Consider the following 20319-nt stretch of genomic DNA (forward strand, 5'->3'; position numbering starts at 1 on the left):
GAAAATTAGGAAATTAACAATATTATTCTATAAAAGTGAATGATCGAAAATTCGAACATTCACTTTATAATATAAGGCTTAAATTAACTTTACGCTCAAGCCAAGACCTCTTAATTCGTGTAGTAACACGTTTAGAGATTCCGGAATACCCGGATTTGGCATTGGATCACCTTTAACGATAGATTCGTAAGCTTTAGCACGACCTACAACGTCATCCGACTTAACGGTAAGGATTTCCTGAAGAATATGAGCAGCACCAAATGCCTCAAGAGCCCAAACCTCCATCTCTCCAAAACGCTGACCACCAAACTGAGCCTTACCACCAAGTGGTTGCTGAGTAATAAGTGAGTATGGTCCAATAGAACGCGCGTGCATCTTATCATCAACCATGTGACCAAGTTTCAGCATATAGATCACACCTACTGTTGCAGGCTGGTCGAAACGTTCACCTGTTCCACCATCGTGAAGATATGCTTTACCGAATGCAGGCACACCTGCTTTATCAGTATAACTTGTAATTTCATCCAATGACGCACCATCAAAAATAGGAGTAGCAAATTTCAATCCTAACTCCATACCTGCCCAACCTAGTACAGTTTCAAATACCTGTCCCAAGTTCATACGTGAAGGTACACCCAGTGGGTTCAAACAGATATCAACAGTAGTTCCATCTTCAAGGAATGGCATATCCTCGTCTCTTACAACACGAGAAACAATACCTTTATTACCGTGACGACCTGCCATCTTATCACCAATCTGAAGCTTACGTTTCTTAGCTACATATACTTTCGCCATTTGAATAATACCTGCTGGCATTTCATCACCAATGGTTACATTGTATTTTTTACGCTTATTAATACTTTCAAGCTCTTTAAACTTGATAATATAATTGTGTAAAAGCTTTTTGATTGTTTCGTTCTTATCCTTATCAGTTGTCCACTTGTTAGGATTAATTTCCAAGAAATTAATATCAGCTAACAATTTCTGAGTGAACTTAACACCTTTAGGAATAACATCTACACTTAAGTAATCTTTAACTCCTTGCGAAGTTTTACCATTTACAAGAGTGAATAGTTTTTCCACCAATCGAGCTTGCAAAGCAGTGATTTGTGATGCCAATTCTTCATCCAATTTTTGGATTAATGGCTTATCTGATTGTTTCGATTTACGATCGCGAACAGAACGAGAGAATAATTTCTTATCGATAATCACACCACGCAATGATGGAGAAGCTTTCAATGAAGCATCTTTAACATCACCCGCTTTATCACCGAAGATAGCTCTCAATAACTTCTCTTCCGGTGATGGATCCGATTCTCCTTTTGGTGTAATCTTACCAATTAGGATATCACCAGGTTCAACATTCGCACCAATACGAATCAAACCATTTTCATCAAGATTACGAGTTGCTTCTTCACTAACATTAGGGATATCAGAAGTTAATTCTTCCATACCACGTTTCGTGTCACGAACTTCAAGAGTGTACTCATCAACATGAACTGATGTAAATACATCATCTTTAACGATACGTTCTGAAATTACAATCGCATCCTCGTAGTTGTAACCTTTCCAAGGCATAAATGCCACTTTCAAGTTACGTCCAAGAGCCAACTCACCATCTTGAGTTGCATAACCATGAGTAAGAATTTGTCCTTCTTCAACCTTTTGTCCTTTTGTAACAATTGGTTTCAGGTCAATCGTAGTACCCTGGTTGGTTTTTCCATATTTTGGAATATTGTAAGTCTTGGTATCTCCTTCGAAACTAACAAATGCTTCTTCCTCGGTTTGATCGTATTTGATAACAATTTTATTTGCATCAACAAACTCAACAACACCAGTACCTTCGGCACTAATTTGAGTTCTTGAATCACGAACAAGATCTCCTTCCAAACCAGTACCAACAATAGGTGATTCAGGTTTGATAACAGGAACAGCCTGACGCATCATGTTAGATCCCATCAAAGCACGGTTCGCATCATCATGCTCCAAGAAAGGAATCAAAGATGCAGCAATAGAAGCGATCTGGTTAGGAGCAACGTCCATCAAATCGATATTCTCAACTTCCTCGAATGGGAAGTCGCCGTCTTTACGAGATTTTGCTTTAGGATTTACAAAACTACCATCATCATTTAAAGGAGCATTAGCTTGGGCAATTGTCAATCCTTCTTCCTCTTCAGCTGATAGATATTCAACACCTGCAGAAGATAAATCAACACCACCGTCGGCCACCTTACGATAAGGAGTTTCGATGAAACCTAAATTATTAATTTTAGCAAACACACAAAGAGAAGAAATCAAACCAATGTTTGGTCCCTCAGGTGTCTCAATAGGACATAAGCGTCCATAGTGAGTGTAGTGTACATCTCGAACCTCGAAACCTGCTCTTTCACGAGAAAGACCTCCAGGACCTAAGGCCGACATTCTACGTTTGTGTGTAATCTCAGCCAATGGGTTGGTTTGATCCATGAACTGAGACAATGCATTTGTTCCAAAGAATGAGTTGATAACAGAAGATAGAGTCTTCGAGTTAATCAAATCAATTGGAGTAAATACCTCATTATCTCTAACGTTCATTCTCTCACGAATAGTTCTGGCCATACGTGCCAAACCTACTCCAAACTGAGTATAAAGTTGTTCACCTACTGTACGAACACGACGGTTACTCAAGTGGTCAATATCATCCACATCAGTACGGGCATTCAACAGCTTGATTAGGTACTTGATAATTTCAATAATGTCTTCTTTGGTCAACACTTTGGTATCCCCATCAGTGTTCAAACCTAATTTTTTATTTAGGCGGTAACGACCAACATCACCTAAATCATATCTCTTATCAGAGAAGAATAACTTATCGATCACGTCACGAGCTGTAGCCTCATCAGGTGGCTCAGAGTTACGCAACTGACGATAAATGTGAAGAACTGCTTCTTTCTCGGAGTTACAAGGGTCTTTCTGAAGCGTATTATAAATAATAGCATAATCAGCAAGATTTTGTTCCTCTTTGTGCAATAAGATAGTTTTTGCACCCGATTCAAGAATTTCTTCTATATGTTCTGGTTCGATTATTGTCTCACGATCAATAACCACCTCATTACGCTCAATAGATACTACCTCGCCAGTATCCTCGTCTACGAAGTCTTCAATCCATGACTTAAGAACACGAGCGGCAAGTTTTCTTCCAACGATTTTTTTCAAACCGGTTTTAGAAACCTTGATTTCATCAGCAAGGTTAAAAATCTCTAGGATTTCTTTATCACTTTCGTAACCAATTGCACGAAGCAAAGTTGTTACAGGAAGCTTTTTCTTACGATCGATATATGCATACATCACATTATTGATGTCGGTAGCAAACTCGATCCAGGAACCTTTGAAAGGAATAATTCTGGCAGAATACAACTTGGTTCCATTTGCGTGTACACTTTGTCCAAAGAATACACCAGGTGAACGGTGAAGCTGAGATACAACTACACGTTCTGCTCCGTTAACTACGAATGTACCTTTTTCAGTCATGTAAGGAACAGTTCCTAGGTATACATCCTGAATTACTGTATCGAAATCCTCATGTTCAGGATCGGTACAGTAAAGTTTTAACTTAGCTTTTAGCGGTACGCTATAAGTTAAGCCTCTTTCGATACATTCTTCGATTGTGTAACGGGGCGGATCAACAAAATAGTCGAGAAACTCCAATACGAAATTATTTCTGGTATCGGTAATTGGGAAATTCTCGCTAAATACCTTAAATAATCCTTCGTTCGTTCTTTTCTCTGGAGTCGTTTCCAGTTGAAAAAAGTCTTGAAAAGATTTTAATTGTACCTCTAGAAAATCAGGATATGAAAGCTGATTTTTATTCGAAGCAAAACTAATTCTTTGACTAATAGTATTTGAAGACATTTACTTAAAATTAATTGAACCTAAACGATAATAAACAACAAAAAGGCTTAGAGTCCCGGTTAGGAACTCTAAACCAAATAACCTTATATATAGGTTTTAGTGCTTCTATTTAAGCTCAACTTCAGCTCCAGCTTCTTCTAATTGTGCTTTAAGTGCTTCAGCTTCTTCTTTAGAAACTTTTTCTTTCAATGGAGCTGGTGCAGCATCAACTGCAGCCTTAGCTTCTTTAAGACCTAAACCAGTTAATTCTTTAACCAATTTCACTACCGCTAGTTTAGAACCACCAGCAGAAGTTAGAATTACGTCAAACTCAGTTTGCTCAGCAGCACCACCTTCAGCGCCAGCAGCAGGTCCAGCAACAACTGCAGCAGCAGCAGCTGGTTCAATTCCGTATTCTTCTTTTAAGATTTCAGCTAATTCATTTACTTCCTTAACAGTCAAATTAACTAATTCTTCTGCAAACTTTTTTAAATCTGCCATTTTTCCTTCAGTTTTTAAAATTTAATTACTCTAAATATATTACTCTTTTTCTGAAAGTGTTTTCACAACACCAGCTAGGATATTCTTTCCTGATTCCAAAGAAGACACAACATTCTTGATTGGTGATTGAAGCAATGCAACGATATCTCCAATAAGTTCTTCTTTAGACTTGATGGTAGTAAGAGCTTCAAGCTCGTTATCACCGATATAAAGCGATTCTTCAACGTAAGCCGCTTTCAGGATAGGTTTATCATGTTCCTTACGGAACTCTTTGATAAGCTTCGCAGGAAGGTTACCAGTCTCTGTAAGCATAAGAGAAGTAGATCCCTTAAGTACATTGTCTAGTCCTTCAAACTCACCTTCTGCCTTTTCTAAAGCGATTTTAAGAAGGGTGTTTTTTACAACAACCAACTTAATATCCTTCTCGAAACATGCTCTACGAAGTGCCGAAGTATCTTCAGCATTCATTTCCGAGATGTCAGTAAGATAGAAGTGGTTTGACGCATTGATTTCTTCCGTCAAGCTATCAATAATCTGAATTTTTTGTTCCTTTTTCATGATTACTAAGATCTTGATTAAATTTTTAATTAGTCAAGTGTTCTTGGATCAATTTGAATTCCAAGACTCATTGTGCTTGACAGGTAAACACTCTTGATATAAGTTCCTTTTGCTGCAGATGGTTTCAATTTATTGATAATACCAACAAATTCTTTAGCATTATCCATGATTTTATCTGCATCGAAAGATACTTTACCTATTGAAGAGTGAATGATACCGTACTTATCGACCTTAAAATCAATCTTACCAGCTTTCACTTCTGCAACTGCTTTAGCGATATCCATTGTCACTGTACCTGATTTAGGATTCGGCATCAAGCCGCGAGGTCCTAAAACACGTCCAAGCGCACCAACTTTCGCCATTACAGTAGGCATGGTGATGATTACGTCAACGTCAGTCCAACCACCTTTGATCTTAGCAACATAGTCGTCAAGGCCAACATAGTCAGCACCTGCAGCTTTTGCTTCTTCTTCCTTATCAGGAGTACAAAGAACCAAAACACGAACTTCTTTACCAGTACCGTGAGGTAGTGTAACAACACCACGTACCATTTGATTAGCTTTTCTCGGGTCAACTCCTAAGCGAACATCCATATCCACTGAGGCATCAAATTTGGTTGATGTAATCTCCTTAACCAATTTCGCTGCTTCGTCGATAGAATATAGCTTATCAGTATCCACTTTTTCTGAAGCTAACTTTCTATTTTTCGTTAGTTTACCCATTTTAATTGCAGTGTTTAAAATTATTGATTAAGAGGATTATCACCTGAAATTGTGATACCCATACTTCTTGCTGTACCAGCAACCATACTCATGGCGCTTTCCACTTTAAAAGCATTCAAATCTTTCATTTTCCCCTCTGCGATCTCGCGAACTTGATCCCAAGAAATTGAACCTACCTTTTTACGGTTTGGTTCAGAAGAACCTGATTTTAATTTAGCAGCCTCTAAAATTTGTACAGCAACAGGAGGAGTTTTTGTAATAAATTCGAAAGAACTATCAGAATAAACAGTAATCACAACAGGGATTACTTTTCCAGCCTGATCTTGAGTTCTTGCATTGAATTGCTTACAAAAATCCATGATATTAACCCCTTTAGCACCCAACGCAGGTCCTACTGGGGGTGAAGGATTTGCAGCACCACCTTTGATCTGCAATTTGATTAATCCTGCAACTTCTTTAGCCATAGCTTTACTTTTCTAAAGGATTTAATTATTCTTTTTCTACCTGCATGAAACTTAATTCAAGAGGAGTTTTACGTCCGAAGATCTTAACCATTACTTTCAGTTTTTTCTTCTCTGCATTCACCTCTTCAATCACACCGGTAAAACCATTAAATGGTCCATCAGTCACTTTAACCATTTCGCCAACATAGTAAGGAATGTTAATTTCCTCTTCTTTGCCAGCTAATTCATCAACCTTACCCAGTATGCGGTTCACTTCTGACATACGCATAGGAGTAGGATCGCCGCCTTTTGTATCCCCCAGGAAGCCAATCACGTTCGTAATATTACGAAGGATGTGAGGAATCTCTCCAACGAGTGCTGCTTCGATTAGAACATAGCCTGGTAAGAAAATTCTTTCCTTGCTAATCTTCTTCCCGTTTCGCACCTGAAAAACTTTTTCGGTAGGAATGAGAACCTGTGACACATATTCCGTTAGACCTAGATTGGAAATTTCGCTATCAATATATTCTTTGACTTTCTTTTCTTTTCCTCCAACAGTCCTAAGAACATACCATTTTTTTTGAATTTCAGCCATCTTTTTCTAAAAAGGAATTATTAGTGTAACATATTGTATATAAAATCCATCAAATTCTTAAACCCCATATCCATTAAGAATATCACAAGAGCAATAATAGTGGAAGCAATCATAACTACTATAGCACTGCTTTGGAGTTCAGACCATGATGGCCAAGATACTTTCTGAACCAGTTCTTTATAAACTTCTTCAATATAAATTTTTAGTTTCATAAGGCAATTTTGTCTTTGCACGGGAGGAGAGACTCGAACTCCCGACACCTGGTTTTGGAGACCAGTGCTCTACCAACTGAGCTACACCCGTCTATAAGAAGATTGATCTAGTTTTACCCAGATCAATCTTTATATGTTCTAATTACTCAACAATTTCAGTAATCTGACCAGCACCTACAGTTCTACCACCTTCACGGATAGCGAAACGTAGACCTAAATCACAAGCTACTGGCGTAATCAACTCAACGTTGATAGTTACGTTGTCACCTGGCATTACCATTTCAACTCCTTCTGGAAGAGTAATCTCACCAGTTACATCAAGAGTTCTGATGTAGAATTGAGGACGGTATTTGTTGTGGAATGGAGTGTGACGTCCACCTTCTTCTTTCTTCAATACGTAAACCTCAGCTTTAATCTTAGTGTGAGGAGTAATTGTGTTAGGGTGACAGATAACCATACCACGCTTGATAGCAGCTTTGTCAACACCTCTCAACAATAGACCTACGTTATCACCAGCTTGACCTTCGTCCAAAATCTTACGGAACATCTCAACACCAGTAATTACAGACTTCATACCTTCAGCACCAAGACCAATGATTTGAACTTCTTCACCAGTTTTTACGATACCAGTTTCGATACGACCTGTAGCAACAGTACCACGACCAGTAATAGAGAATACATCCTCAACTGGCATCAAGAAAGCCTTATCTACATCACGTGGAGGAAGTGGAATCCAAGTATCAACTGCATCCATCAACTCCATGATTTTATCTTCCCACTCAGCTTCACCGTTCAATCCACCTAGAGCAGATCCAGCAATGATAGGAGTGTTATCACCGTCAAATTCGTAGAAATCCAACAATTCACGAACTTCCATTTCTACTAACTCAAGCATCTCTGCATCGTCAACCATGTCAACTTTGTTCAAGAAAACAACGATTTTAGGTACATTTACCTGACGAGCTAAAAGGATATGCTCGCGAGTCTGTGGCATAGGACCATCAGTTGCAGCACAAACCAAAATAGCACCATCCATCTGAGCAGCACCAGTTACCATGTTCTTTACGTAATCCGCGTGACCTGGACAGTCAACGTGAGCGTAGTGACGGTTAGCAGTTTGGTATTCTACGTGAGCAGTATTAATAGTAATACCTCTCTCCTTCTCTTCAGGAGCGTTATCGATAGAATCGAATGATTTCACTTCAGACAAACCTTTTTTTGCTAATACAGTTGTAATAGCGGCAGTCAAAGTAGTTTTACCGTGGTCAACGTGACCAATGGTACCAATATTTACGTGTGGTTTTGACCTGTCAAAATGTTCTTTAGCCATAACTCCAAATATTAATTAATATTAGACAACAATTAAAAACAATACTTTAAATTTCTTGAGCCATTGACGAGATTTGAACTCGTGACCTCTTCCTTACCAAGGAAGCGCTCTACCCCTGAGCTACAACGGCAAACGTATTTGAGCGGGAAACGGGACTCAAACCCGCGACCCTCAGCTTGGAAGGCTGATGCTCTATCAACTGAGCTATTCCCGCAAAAAAAGAAACAGAAATGTTCCTTTTCGTTTACCAGTGGGGAGAGCAGGATTCGAACCTACGAAGACGAAAGTCAGCGGAGTTACAGTCCGCCCCAGTTGGCCACTTTGGTATCTCCCCAGTATGTAATATTTTTTTTGAGCCGATGGAGGGACTCGAACCCATCCCGAAGCCTCGGGACTGATTACAAATCAGCTTTGATTTGTAGTGATTCAAATCGCAACAACGATTCTTTTTTTTGAGCCGATGGAGGGACTCGAACCCACGACCTGCTGATTACAAATCAGCTGCTCTAGCCAGCTGAGCTACATCGGCAAAAAAATGCAAACCATCTATTTAACAGGCGTACTTTTCCCTAAAAATGGTTTGCAAATGTAAAAATATTTTAAATTTATCACAAAATAATCAGGTGTTTTTTCTAATTATTTTGCTCTTAGTTTTTCTTTGTGTTTCACAACTTGCTTTCGCAATGCATCGGCAGCAAGATCTGCGGCCTCTTCAAATGTTTTACTTTGCTTTTTAGCAAACACATTTGCGCCTTTTACATCAAGGTTAATTTCAACTACCTTATTTTCGGTAACATCAGATTTCTCAACCCTAAGAAAAACTTCAGCTCCAGCAACATCGCTATTGAGCTTCATTATTTTTCCAAGCTTATTTTCTATGAAATTTTCCAATTTCACATCAGCAACAAAACCGATCGATTGAATGTTAATCATATTCTAATCCTCCAAAATTTATGCTCGCGGATGAGCTTGTTTATATATATTATTTAAACGCTCAAAAGTAGTATGAGTATAAATTTGTGTTGCCGATAAATTCGAATGCCCCAACAGTTCTTTAACCGCATTTAATTCCGCACCATTATTTAACAGATGCGTTGCAAATGTATGTCTCAGAACGTGTGGGCTTCGCTTGGTCATTGTTGTAATCTTCGACAAATGCTTTGTAACGATTCGATACAACAACTTTTCGTAAACAGGCACCCCCTTTTTAGTTACAAAAAGAAAACCATCCAAGTTTCCGAAAGTTTTAAATCTAAGATCTAAATAACGATCAAGAAGTTTTATCAAACTCTCACTTACTGGAATGATTCTTTCTCTATTTCTTTTTCCTAATACTTTAACTAAAGATGCTGATCGATCAAAATCCGGTTCTTTAAGGTTCATCAACTCTGACAATCTCATGCCAGTTTGATAAAACATTTCTATTACCAATTGATCTCGAACACCTTCAAAACCCTCTCCAAAATCAACTTCTCTTAATACCTGCATTGCATGCTCTGCAACAAAGCCAGGTAATTTCTTTCCTTGCTTAGGCCCAACAACTCTATCCATCGGATTCGAATCAATCACTGATTCTCTAAGCAAATATTTAAAAAATGACTTTAAAGAGGACAATTTCCTATTTACAGTTCGCGAAGTCTTACCTTCGTTCATTAAAAAAACGATCCATCTACGCACATCTTTAAATGTTATATCTTCAACCTGTACTTCTTCAGCACTTGAATAAAATTCAAAAAACTGAGTCAAATCGCAGTCATAAGATAAAATCGTATGTGCAGAATATCGTTTTTCGTATTGTAAATAAGATAGAAAAGATTCCTTAAAACTCATACATCCAGGATATTTATCCAATAGGATAACCCAAGATACGAAAAATTAAGATATCAAGGAATTAATCCAACAGAAAATCAATCTTCAGCTTGTTGCATTTGCTGAACGTAGATCGCGTGTAATTTCTCTTCTCTTCTTTTTACAGATGGTTTTTTATAAACCTGTCTTCCTCTAAGCTCTTTAATTACACCAGTCTTTTCAAATTTTCTTTTGAATTTTTTTAAGGCTCTTTCAATGTTTTCGCCTTCTTTCATAGGAATAACAATCATAATTTTCTCCTTTAATATTTATGTTTTTCTAAGTGAGCCGCAAATTTATTAATTCAATCAGTATAATTCAAATTTATTTTGAAAAAAGTAATGAAATTATCTCCATTCTAATATTTTAGGACCTTTTGCGGAAATATAAAGTTAAGAAAATAAGGAATTATTCTCAAGCTAATTCTAATACTACTATTCAATACTTAAATAAGGTTGTATTTTCTGAAAGACACTATCGCTCAACAAATGTTTGTTTTTTAGATCCTCCACCGAGCTAAATTTACCTACTCGCTCTCTGTATTTTACGATATCAGAAGACATCCTTCTGCTGACATATGGATGCTTCTCCAATGATTTAGCACTACAGTCATTAATTGATATTTTTTGCAATACGACAGGTGATACAAATACTCGATTCTCTATGGTTTGGAAAGTTTCTCTTGAAATACCATACACTTCCAATAACTGAGATTTAGAAATATAGCCACCAAGCATCTCTTTATATTTTATAATTCTATTTGAAAGTATTTTTCCTATCCCTGGAAGAGTTTTTAAAATCGTAGTATCTGCAAAATTTAAATCAATCAATTCTATTTTAACACTTTTCTCTTTTAGAGGTTTTATTTGCACAAATGGTTTTAGTCGTAGCAAAAGCAAAGAATCAAAGCCATAAATCTTTCCGATATCATCAGCACTTTTAAACCTAGCTCCGGTAGACAGATACTTTATTATACGATTTGACATCCTGGCATCCACTCCTAATTTTCCCCATTCGGTTTTGGTAATTGTGTTGGGATCAAAATCGAACAACTCTAATTGAACACTTTTTCCAGCTATACTTTTGACTCGTTCTTTCTTTATTACAACAGCAATACTTATATAATCTTTCAATCGATTATAATCGTCATCTTTGATCCCATAAATTTTTCGAAAATCAGATTTAGATCTAAACACACCTCCCTTATCTCTATATTTTAAAATATTCCTGGTTTGATACTCTCTCAAACCAAGTCTTTTAAATTCATCAGCCGAAGCCTTATTCGGGTCAAACAAAAATAATTCGGCCTTTTTCAATTTGCTCTTATTAGTCAACACAGCCATTATGCTATCAAGCTCTACACTTTTCTTAGGTATAAAAGTTGGTTTAGAATCTGAATTAAAAATTTCAGGCAATACAAACACAACTATTAGCATTAGGGCCAATACCAATAATCCTCTTTTCTCCGATGTAGAATAAGAAAAGTATTCTCGTATGATCTTTTTTAATGACATATTAAAAAAGCGTTATTTTAAAACAAACAACGCTTAACAATATTATAAAAAAGATTAATCTTAACCAAGTTTTAAAAATCCAATTCCATTTAAAAACACAGCTGCTATGGCTATAGGAGCCAACCACCTCACAATAAAAAAGAATATTTTAAAATATTTCACTCTTAAAGAATTCTCATTCGATAACTCTTCATGCACCAATACATGCTTTAACTTCCATCCAACAAAAATTACAATTAACAATGCTCCTAATGGCAATAATACATTAGCAGCAGTATATTCCATTAAACCAAATATGCTCTGTCCTAAAATATTTATACCCGATAAATCACTAAAAGATAAAGTGGCAAACACTCCCAATACAGAAATAGAAGCCGCTCCAACTATAGTAGCTTTCTTTCTGGAGATATTTAATTCTTCGGAAAAGTAGGCAACCACTACTTCGAGTACCGATATGGTAGAAGTTAATGCAGCAACAGATAACAGGAAGAAAAATAAAATTGAGAAAAAGTAACCTCCCGGCATTTCCAGGAATAACTTTGGAAGCACTTCGAAAACCAATCCTGCTCCAGAATCAGGCTGAAAGCCTAATGCAAAAACAGCTGGAAATATCATAACTCCAGATAAAATTGCAATTAATGTATCTGCAACTGTAACTTGAACCGCGGTTTTTCCCAAGTTATTTTGTTTTTGGATATAAGAGCCATAAGTAATTAGAGCCCCCATACCAATACTTAACGAAAAGGCAGCCTGACCTAATGCTTCGAGAATAACTCCCATTGATATTTTTGAGAAATCAGGTTTAAATAAAAAGTCCAATCCAGCAGAAGATCCTGGCAATGATAATGAACGCACACACATTGCAAGTATCAAAACAAATAGTAAAGGCATTAGTATTTTTGCATACTTTTCAATTCCATTTTTAACACCTGAGAAAACAATCCATGCCGTTAAAAGCATAAAAATCATTTGCCACATTAAAGGACGAAAAGTTCCTTGCTTAAAATTATCAAACATCGTCTTGGTATCACCGTGGGCAAATCCGTTACTTATTGCTTGATACAAATATTCCAAAGTCCAACCAGAAATGGTAGAATAAAATGCAAGAATTAAAAAAGCAGCAACAACTCCCATTAAACCAACAAGTGACCACATCGACCCAGGGGCAAGTTTACGAAAAGAGCCAAATGCATTTTGTTGTGCTTTTCGACCAATTAACAACTCGGATAACATTACAGGTAAACCGATAGCAATTATAAAGGCCAAATATATTAATAGGAATGCACCTCCACCATTTTCTCCAGCTACATATGGAAATCGCCAAATATTACCAAGGCCAACTGCCGATCCTGCTGCAGCTGCAATTACACCAAATTTACTTGAGAAAACATCGCGTCCCGAAGGATTACTAATAGACATGTGATAAATTTTAAGGTTATTGATATACAAATAAGGGCAAGTTCAAATTTGCAAAATATTAGGTCTAATTCCTAAATGCTTTTGTTTTTTATATCAAGTACAAACAAAAAAGCCCGGATAAATTATCCGAGCTTTACTTATTAAATATCTTGAAGACTAGTTACGTCCTACAGCATTTAGGTCTTCGAAAGCCATAACTAAACGATCTTTCATAGCAACCTCACCTTCGCGCAACCATTTTCTTGGATCGTAGAATTTCTTGTTTGGTTTATCGTCACCATCCGGGTTACCGATCTGACCTTGCAAGTAATCGTGATTTGAAGCTTCGAATTCACGTACTCCGTTCCAGAATGCCCACTGAGTATCTGTATCAATATTCATTTTAATTACACCATAAGAAATTGCCTCACGAATTTCTTCTAAAGTTGAACCTGATCCACCGTGGAATACAAAATCAACAGTGTTATCAGCTACAGCATATTTTTCAGAGATAAACTTCTGTGAGTTATCTAGAATCTTAGGAGTCAATACAACATTACCTGGCTTGTAAACACCGTGTACATTACCAAATGATGCAGCAATTGTAAAACGAGAAGATACTTTAGACAATGCTTCGTAAGCTAAAGCAACATCTTCAGGTTGAGTATACAACAATGAGTTATCCATATCTGTATTGTCAACACCATCTTCTTCACCACCAGTACAACCTAATTCAATTTCGATAGTCATACCCATTTTGTTCATGCGCTCGAAATAGTTTACACAAGTTTCGATGTTTTCTTCAAGAGTTTCCTCTGATAAATCTAGCATGTGTGAGCTAAACAATGGTTTTCCAGTTTGAGCAAAAAACTCTTCCCCTGCAGTCAACAAGCCGTCGATCCAAGGTAATAATTTTTTTGCAGCGTGGTCAGTATGTAGAATCACTGGAATACCATAGTGCTCAGCAATAGCATGAACATATTTAGCTCCAGCAACAGCTCCAATAATTGCAGCGCTTTGTCCTTCTGCATTAATTCCTTTACCTGAAAAGAAAGATGCACCACCATTCGAGAACTGAATGATAATTGGTGAATTTACTTGTTTGGCAGCTTCTAATGCAGCATTAATTGAGTTAGTTCCAACTACGTTTACAGCTGGAATTGCAAAACCTTCTTCCTTAGCAACCTGAAATAATTTTTGCACATCATCACCGGTTACTACACCCGGTTTAACAACATCTAATACTCGTTTCATAATAATATAATTTATCGGATAGTTCTTAATAAAATCGTCGGAAAGTCGAATTTTACCACGAAGTTAAAAAGAAATAATATATTTTGCACCGTTTTGGCTATAAGAAAATTATGCAAACGAATGCAATTGGATATTTTTAAAGAATGTAAATAAAGTTCACTTTTATTTAGGCAAAAATCAACTTAAAATGGATACCCGATACCAATATTGAATGTCAACTGATTGAATTTAAAGGGACGTTTGGCAATAATCCAACGCTCATTGCTCCCTCTTGAGGGATCTCTCAACTTTAAACCTAAATCCAAACGGAAAAGGATAAAGTTTAAATCTACCCTCGTACCAAAACCTGTGCCTAATGCAATTTCCTCATAAAAGCGGTCAAATTTAAAATCGGCTCCCTTTCTATCATCCTTTTTTGAGATTGCCCATATGTTTCCTGCATCAAGAAAAAGCGCTCCTTCCAATGCCCAAAAAAGTTTAAAGCGATATTCAAGATTCGCTTCAATTTTAAGGTCGGCAGTATTGTTTGGATAAGTAGCTCCCTCATCTATATATGAACCAGGACCTAAAGATCGTGCCTGCCAGGCACGGATACCATTTGCTCCGCCCGAGAAATAACTTTTCTCGAATGGCAATACCTCTAAATTTCCATAAGGATAACCAATGCCAAAGAAAACACGATATACCATATTGTTTGCTCGGTTGATATATTGATTAAATCGATATTCAATATCACCTTTTACATACTGTGCATATCTAATTCCCAAAAAGTCATGGTAAGTTCCCTCAATATTTCCATCGGAGTCATAATCGTTTCTTTTCGATCGACCCAATATATTATCAATGGTTTTCAAAGTATTACCAGCCACCTCTGCACTAAATCTCAGGTAATTGTAATTTCTCGGGATATTAATATTCTGATCGTTATAAGTTACCGAATATCTTGAAGTGGCAATAACGTGATCGGTAAAAGAGTTCTGAATGTACAAATTGTCGATATCATTCAAAAAATCCTCACTTAAATCTTTCACATCCACAAAATTTAACTCAACCAAGTTAAAAGTGTGGCGCAAATACTTCGACGATTTCCAAAAATACCCAAAGCTTGCATCTGCAATGGTTCTGGTATAGTCAGGACGTTTCTGGAAATTATAGGAAAGTGAAAATATGGTTCTAGGATTGTATGACTTTCTGAATTTTTCAGCATCGAAAAATGGAAGTATAAACTTAGGAATACTCAATTTTGAAACGATACCATACTCAGAAGAACTAAAATTTGTTTGCTCACTTGATTTCACATTTTCCCTGGCTGTAGAAAGCTGAACGTCTAACACCTCGGCACCGCCAAACAAATTTTTGTGCTGATAATTCAAATTTCCTGCAAATCCAATATTTCCAGAGGAATTGGTTCCTTCCAACTCGAATGAATAGAATTGTAGGTTGTGTGGACTTAATTGAATCACACAATTCAAACTACCGTATCCATCATCATTTGCTTTTGTGTCCTCATCAAAGTTTATATTCACAAACTTAAACTGATTCAATTGCTGTAATCTACTATATGATTGAGATACAGAATTCAAATTGTACAAACTCCCTTTTTTTATAAGAATTGAGGATAGAATTACATCAGGCTTTATTTTAAGCTTTTTTCTATAAATAAACTCAACATTTTTATGCTCCAAAGTATCCAATTCCGATAAATAAATTGAATCATTCATCAGCATTAACTTTGGATCATATTCGGTAAGGATTTTAATTTTATTAATTCGATACTTCTTGGTTGCCTTTTCATTCAAAGGTTTTTTCAAACCAACAAAAACATCCATTTGATGGTCTTTCTTTGTGCTATCCATCATAAAATGAATGTACTCTCTTGAAAAGTTAAAATACCCCTGATTCTTAAGCATCTTAAATATTCTCATTCTCTCTTCTCCAAGCACATCAGAGTCCACCTTTTTTCCCTGCTTAAGCTTCGCATTTTTTTTATCCTCATTCACAAAGCCACGAATCAAAGTAGAATCAGGCATCTCACTTAATTTTTGCGATGGAGATAAAAAATTATAAGGCAATTCATCAAGTTGGTGATATAACTTACGATATCGATAAGGTTTATTAGCTATTATGGTGTAATACACCTTTGCTTTTTTCTTTTTAAAAACAACTGAATCTTTTATCACAGCATTGTAATAACCTTTTTTCTTCATGTATAACTGTAACTGGGCTACAGATCTTTTCGTCTGAAAATCTTCATAAATTACAGGCTCTTCTCCAATTCGTCTAAGCCATTTGTTAAAGCCTTTCGATTTATCCTTACCAGACAAATTATAAAGTCCTAAATGAAAACGCCAGGTACCTAGGATCTTTAGGTTAGACTTTTGTTTGATATTCTTTTTAAGATCACTTACTGGTACTGACCTGTCGTCAGTCTTAACAATAACTTTATTTAAAAGGTATTCATCATCCCCAACATACTTGGTGGTTGAACACGAACTTACACCAAGTAAGAGACTCAGAAAGAAAAGTAAAATCGGGAAATAATAACTACTTTTGTATTTTAGAATAGCTTTCAAGAATGAATTGAATATTTATCGGTTTAAATTACAACAAAGATACTTATATCAATTAAAAATTTGTAATGCATCTGTAACATTTATGAGCATTGCTTTTATTCTTGAAAAACGCCAACACAAACAATCTGATTTACTAACTCTTAAGCTTTTAGCAGTGCTTTCAAAAAATCAAATTAAACTTATATCCAGCTTACAAAAGAAAAAATATAGAGATTCTCATCAACTTTTTGTTGCCGAAGGCGATAAGTTGGTAATGGACCTGCTACAAACCAACATAAAAGTGGCTTACCTTGTGCACACTCCAGATTGGAAAAACGCACCAACTACAGAACATCTTAATCAGATTGAAAATCGTATTGAAACAGATCTTAAACTAATGAAAAAGGTGAGTAGTTTAAAAACACCATCGCCTGTGCTTGCGGTTTTCAGGATTCCAGCTAGCGATATTGATGAACACACCATAAAAAACTCCTTATCGATATTACTTGATGATGTTCAGGACCCAGGCAACCTGGGTACCATTATCCGCATTGCCGATTGGTTTGGCATTAAGAATATCTTTTGCTCACAAAACACTGTAGATGTATACAATCCTAAGGTGATACAGGCAAGTATGGGAGCTATAGCACGAGTTAAAGTTAGCTACTCTTCTTTAAGTGATTTGATTTCCCATTACCATACAGAGGACTTCCCGGTATATGGAACTTTTTTGGAAGGTGAAACCATTTACAAATGCGAATTGCAGAACAAGGGGTTTATTGTAATGGGCAACGAAGGTCAGGGAATATCCGAAGAAATTGGGCAAATGGTGAGCGATAAATTATTCATTCCAAACTTCCCTGCCGATCAGGAAACGTCAGAATCATTGAATGTATCGGTTGCAACCTCTATTATTTGTTCGGAGTTTAGAAGAGGAGAGTATTAAGCCCACTATACCTATTGTGTTAGGGTTGAGCTTCTGAAATAAATACATCAGAAGTTGCCTCCTTGCCAATAGTGAAGCACTCCCAACGCATGAATAGTATATACATGACATGCTTGGCCTGAGGTCCGGGAAAGCATCACCTGATGTGTGGTGAGATATACAGATAGTAATTATTGTCTTCAAAAATGTGAGTACACACATTCAAAGATCAACATCTTAACTAACGTGAGTTCGACGTAAAATACCTATCAAACGCATCGGCGCATTGCTCACCATCCATGGCAGCGGATACAATACCGCCAGCGTAACCTGCCCCTTCGCCACAAGGAAATAGTCCTACGATTTTGGTATGCTGAAAAGTTTCACGATCTCTTGGTATTCTTACCGGCGAAGATGTGCGCGATTCTACTCCTAGGATTACAGCTTTATTGGTAAGAAATCCTCTTGATTTTCTGCCAAATGCCTTAAAGCCTTCTTGCAATCGATAAGAAATGTGCTCGGGCAACCACTTGTGCATTTGGGAAGACACCACACCCGGATGATAGGAGGTTTTTGGCAGGCTTTCGCTTTTTCTTCCTTCAACAAAATCTTTCATTCGCTGGGCAGGAGCTGTTAGGTTCTCCCCTCCTTCTACAAATGATTGTGCCTCCAAATCTTCCTGAAAATGCAATCCAGCCAAGGGTCCAAATTGCTCATATTCCGCTAAATCTTCGGTGCGAATTTCAACGGCCATTCCAGAATTGGCAAAGGCAGTATTTCTTCCCGATGATGACATTCCGTTTACCACTTGCTGATTTTCGCCTGTTGCAGCCGGAACAATTACTCCACCCGGACACATGCAGAAGGAATACACCCCGCGTCCTTCAACCTGATGTACAAAACTGTAAGTGGCCGCTGGTAAATACTTGCCTCTTCCGTTTGGATTGTGATATTGAATTTGGTCGATTAATTCCTGTGGATGTTCGATACGAACTCCCATTGCAAAAGATTTTGCTTCAATATCGATATCAGATTCATTTAATTTTCGGTATACATCGCGAGCCGAATGACCTGTTGCCAAAATCACTGCTTCACCCTTAAACGTTTTGCCATCCTGAGTTTTCACACCTGTAATTTTATTGGCATCCAGCAAGTAATCGGTCACCTTACATGAAAAGTGAACTTCTCCACCTGCAGCAATAATACTCTTACGGATATTAACAATTACCTTAGGCAAAACATCGGTTCCAATATGCGGATGAGCTTCGTACAGAATCTCATCCTGAGCACCATGAAAATGTAGCACATTTAAAATTTTCTTCAGATTTCCGCGCTTTTTAGATCGGGTATACAACTTACCATCCGAGAAAGTTCCTGCACCACCCTCTCCAAAAGAGTAGTTTGAGTCTGGATCTACATTTCTGGTTCTATGCAACTGACCCAAATCTTTCTTTCGATCTTCAACACTTTTTCCTCGCTCTAAAACAATAGGGCAATATCCCAATTCTACCAATCGTAAAGCCGCAAATAAACCTGCAGGACCAGCCCCCACAACAATTGCCTTTTTCTTATCTTTTACATTCGGATAATCAAATATCAATTCTTTCGCCACAGGAAGCTTTTCATCCACTGCAACACGAAACTTCATATTTATTTTGATATCTCTTCTTCGAGCATCAATAGATTTTCTTAGAATTTGAATTCCATTAATTCTACCAACTTTTATATTTATTTTTTGAGCCAGAATAGGCTTATAAAAGGATTCATCAGAAGCTTGTTTGGGATTCAGAACAATATCAATATCAGTAATCATGTAAAAAAGTAAAAAGGTGAAATGGTAAAAAAGTGCAAGAGTAGTAAATTACTCGAAATGAAAGGATAATGTAACTATTTTAGAGTTCATACCACGAATGGCATCTGTGTATGCCTCATAACCGGGATTCTCAATATCATAGCTATGATTAATGATATCGCGCAAACCTATTGCAAATTTCAATTCGGTAGCCAACTTAAAGTATGGCAAATAAAAATCGATACCAGCACCTAACTCCAAATACACATCAGTAGAATTTAAACGAATCAGCATATTATTTTCCGGATCGAGCTTATCTTGCGATTGCACATCAATTTTATAACTAGCTCCTCCAATCAAATATGGTCGATAGTTATTCAATCGCTTTGCGCGATATTTGAGCATTAAAGGAAGGTTTACCAAAACTGATTCAACAGTTACATCTTCCTGTGGCAAGTTGGAATACTTTATGGTTCGTTCTCCAAACTCCAGCCCCGGCAAAAATCTTAAGGACCAATTCTCATGCAAACGCAAATCAGAAACAATTCCTACCGAAAATCCAGGGGAAAAAACAACTTGTTCAGCTCTGGCATCATTTACCCCTGAGTTGTATAAGGCAAAATCCATATTATTTACAGCCAATGTAAAACCAAAGTGCAACCATTTTTGGTCAACTTTTTGGTAATTCAGTATGCTTTCAGGCTTATATCTACTTTGCGAAAAAGCAGAGGAATAAAGGGAAAGACAGAGCAGTATTAATAGTAATCGTTTCAATCTGGATCGTTTATTTTTAGTAATAACCCCT

18 protein-coding genes and 5 tRNA genes are annotated in these 20319 nt (G+C 36.9%); 1 reads left to right on the forward strand and 22 read right to left on the reverse strand.

The window, feature by feature from the left end:
- Positions 1-78: 78 nt before the first annotated feature.
- From rpoB to tamL, 20 genes are all read right to left on the reverse strand, one after another.
- Entirely contained in the window at positions 79-3891 is a 3813-nt protein-coding gene (gene rpoB / locus NQ163_RS03155; RefSeq protein ID WP_268188841.1) for a DNA-directed RNA polymerase subunit beta, read from the reverse strand.
- Between the two features lie 105 nt (positions 3892-3996).
- Entirely contained in the window at positions 3997-4371 is a 375-nt protein-coding gene (gene rplL, locus NQ163_RS03160; protein WP_054716172.1) for a 50S ribosomal protein L7/L12, read from the reverse strand.
- A 39-nt stretch (positions 4372-4410) separates the two neighbouring features.
- The gene (gene rplJ, locus NQ163_RS03165) at positions 4411-4929 is read right to left on the reverse strand and encodes a 50S ribosomal protein L10 (protein ID WP_110360377.1); all 519 of its coding nucleotides are present in this window, start codon (positions 4927-4929) and stop codon (positions 4411-4413) included.
- A 29-nt stretch (positions 4930-4958) separates the two neighbouring features.
- Positions 4959-5651 (reverse strand): 50S ribosomal protein L1, encoded by a 693-nt coding sequence (rplA, locus tag NQ163_RS03170; protein ID WP_268188842.1) that lies wholly within the window; start codon positions 5649-5651, stop codon positions 4959-4961.
- Positions 5652-5671: 20 nt separating this feature from the next.
- The gene (gene rplK, locus NQ163_RS03175; protein ID WP_054716163.1) at positions 5672-6115 is read right to left on the reverse strand and encodes a 50S ribosomal protein L11; all 444 of its coding nucleotides are present in this window, start codon (positions 6113-6115) and stop codon (positions 5672-5674) included.
- A 25-nt stretch (positions 6116-6140) separates the two neighbouring features.
- Positions 6141-6689 carry a transcription termination/antitermination protein NusG gene (nusG, locus tag NQ163_RS03180; protein WP_110360379.1) on the reverse strand — a complete coding sequence of 183 codons (549 nt, stop codon included), beginning with the start codon at positions 6687-6689 and terminating at the stop codon, positions 6141-6143.
- 20 nt (positions 6690-6709) lie between these two features.
- The gene (gene secE, locus NQ163_RS03185; RefSeq protein ID WP_054716421.1) at positions 6710-6901 is read right to left on the reverse strand and encodes a preprotein translocase subunit SecE; all 192 of its coding nucleotides are present in this window, start codon (positions 6899-6901) and stop codon (positions 6710-6712) included.
- An 18-nt stretch (positions 6902-6919) separates the two neighbouring features.
- A tRNA-Trp gene (locus NQ163_RS03190) sits at positions 6920-6992 on the reverse strand.
- Between the two features lie 51 nt (positions 6993-7043).
- On the reverse strand, positions 7044-8231 hold the full coding sequence (tuf, locus tag NQ163_RS03195) for an elongation factor Tu (protein WP_268188843.1): 1188 nt from the start codon (positions 8229-8231) through the stop codon (positions 7044-7046).
- Positions 8232-8289: 58 nt separating this feature from the next.
- Positions 8290-8361: transfer RNA gene (locus NQ163_RS03200), tRNA-Thr, on the reverse strand.
- 11 nt (positions 8362-8372) lie between these two features.
- Positions 8373-8445: transfer RNA gene (locus tag NQ163_RS03205), tRNA-Gly, on the reverse strand.
- 37 nt (positions 8446-8482) lie between these two features.
- Positions 8483-8565 (reverse strand) — tRNA-Tyr (locus NQ163_RS03210).
- A gap of 121 nt (positions 8566-8686) precedes the next feature.
- Positions 8687-8760 (reverse strand) — tRNA-Thr (locus NQ163_RS03215).
- 107 nt (positions 8761-8867) lie between these two features.
- Entirely contained in the window at positions 8868-9164 is a 297-nt protein-coding gene (gene hpf, locus NQ163_RS03220) for a ribosome hibernation-promoting factor, HPF/YfiA family (protein WP_268188844.1), read from the reverse strand.
- An 18-nt stretch (positions 9165-9182) separates the two neighbouring features.
- Positions 9183-10061 (reverse strand): tyrosine-type recombinase/integrase, encoded by an 879-nt coding sequence (locus NQ163_RS03225; protein ID WP_268188845.1) that lies wholly within the window; start codon positions 10059-10061, stop codon positions 9183-9185.
- Positions 10062-10138: 77 nt separating this feature from the next.
- The gene (gene rpsU, locus NQ163_RS03230; RefSeq protein WP_110360383.1) at positions 10139-10330 is read right to left on the reverse strand and encodes a 30S ribosomal protein S21; all 192 of its coding nucleotides are present in this window, start codon (positions 10328-10330) and stop codon (positions 10139-10141) included.
- A gap of 183 nt (positions 10331-10513) precedes the next feature.
- Entirely contained in the window at positions 10514-11503 is a 990-nt protein-coding gene (locus NQ163_RS03235) for a ComEA family DNA-binding protein (RefSeq protein WP_268188846.1), read from the reverse strand.
- A gap of 150 nt (positions 11504-11653) precedes the next feature.
- Entirely contained in the window at positions 11654-13012 is a 1359-nt protein-coding gene (locus NQ163_RS03240) for a sodium-dependent transporter (protein ID WP_268188847.1), read from the reverse strand.
- A gap of 156 nt (positions 13013-13168) precedes the next feature.
- Entirely contained in the window at positions 13169-14245 is a 1077-nt protein-coding gene (gene fbaA, locus NQ163_RS03245) for a class II fructose-bisphosphate aldolase (protein ID WP_268188848.1), read from the reverse strand.
- 182 nt (positions 14246-14427) lie between these two features.
- Positions 14428-16818, reverse strand: a complete 2391-nt coding sequence (tamL, locus tag NQ163_RS03250) for a translocation and assembly module lipoprotein TamL (protein WP_268188849.1) — start codon at positions 16816-16818, stop codon at positions 14428-14430.
- Between the two features lie 82 nt (positions 16819-16900).
- Here tamL and NQ163_RS03255 point away from each other — a divergent pair, with 82 nt between their 5' ends.
- A complete protein-coding gene (locus tag NQ163_RS03255) occupies positions 16901-17743 on the forward strand; it encodes a TrmH family RNA methyltransferase (RefSeq protein ID WP_268188850.1) in 843 nt (280 codons plus the stop codon).
- Between the two features lie 220 nt (positions 17744-17963).
- On the opposite strand, the gene NQ163_RS03260 is transcribed toward NQ163_RS03255, so the two are convergent.
- Positions 17964-19535 (reverse strand): NAD(P)/FAD-dependent oxidoreductase, encoded by a 1572-nt coding sequence (locus NQ163_RS03260; protein ID WP_268188851.1) that lies wholly within the window; start codon positions 19533-19535, stop codon positions 17964-17966.
- A gap of 48 nt (positions 19536-19583) precedes the next feature.
- Positions 19584-20288 carry a type IX secretion/gliding motility protein PorT/SprT gene (porT, locus tag NQ163_RS03265; RefSeq protein WP_268188852.1) on the reverse strand — a complete coding sequence of 235 codons (705 nt, stop codon included), beginning with the start codon at positions 20286-20288 and terminating at the stop codon, positions 19584-19586.
- Positions 20289-20319: the final 31 nt, after the last annotated feature.

It is taken from the genome of Marinifilum sp. D737, assembly GCF_026672275.1.
GTDB lineage: Bacteria > Bacteroidota > Bacteroidia > Bacteroidales > Marinifilaceae > Marinifilum.

Bases quoted from the DNA above. Each gene is read 5' to 3' on its own strand.
- rplL (WP_054716172.1), bottom strand. From the start codon at position 4,371: ATGGCAGATTTAAAAAAGTTTGCAGAAGAATTAGTTAATTTGACTGTT.
- tuf (WP_268188843.1), bottom strand. From the start codon at position 8,231: ATGGCTAAAGAACATTTTGACAGGTCAAAACCACACGTAAATATTGGT.
- secE (WP_054716421.1), bottom strand. From the start codon at position 6,901: ATGAAACTAAAAATTTATATTGAAGAAGTTTATAAAGAACTGGTTCAG.
- fbaA (WP_268188848.1), bottom strand. From the start codon at position 14,245: ATGAAACGAGTATTAGATGTTGTTAAACCGGGTGTAGTAACCGGTGAT.
- hpf (WP_268188844.1), bottom strand. From the start codon at position 9,164: ATGATTAACATTCAATCGATCGGTTTTGTTGCTGATGTGAAATTGGAA.
- rpoB (WP_268188841.1), bottom strand. From the start codon at position 3,891: ATGTCTTCAAATACTATTAGTCAAAGAATTAGTTTTGCTTCGAATAAA.
- NQ163_RS03255 (WP_268188850.1), top strand. From the start codon at position 16,901: ATGAGCATTGCTTTTATTCTTGAAAAACGCCAACACAAACAATCTGAT.
- rplA (WP_268188842.1), bottom strand. From the start codon at position 5,651: ATGGGTAAACTAACGAAAAATAGAAAGTTAGCTTCAGAAAAAGTGGAT.
- rpsU (WP_110360383.1), bottom strand. From the start codon at position 10,330: ATGATTGTTATTCCTATGAAAGAAGGCGAAAACATTGAAAGAGCCTTA.
- rplJ (WP_110360377.1), bottom strand. From the start codon at position 4,929: ATGAAAAAGGAACAAAAAATTCAGATTATTGATAGCTTGACGGAAGAA.
- NQ163_RS03260 (WP_268188851.1), bottom strand. From the start codon at position 19,535: ATGATTACTGATATTGATATTGTTCTGAATCCCAAACAAGCTTCTGAT.
- NQ163_RS03225 (WP_268188845.1), bottom strand. From the start codon at position 10,061: ATGAGTTTTAAGGAATCTTTTCTATCTTATTTACAATACGAAAAACGA.
- nusG (WP_110360379.1), bottom strand. From the start codon at position 6,689: ATGGCTGAAATTCAAAAAAAATGGTATGTTCTTAGGACTGTTGGAGGA.
- NQ163_RS03240 (WP_268188847.1), bottom strand. From the start codon at position 13,012: ATGTCTATTAGTAATCCTTCGGGACGCGATGTTTTCTCAAGTAAATTT.
- rplK (WP_054716163.1), bottom strand. From the start codon at position 6,115: ATGGCTAAAGAAGTTGCAGGATTAATCAAATTGCAGATCAAAGGTGGT.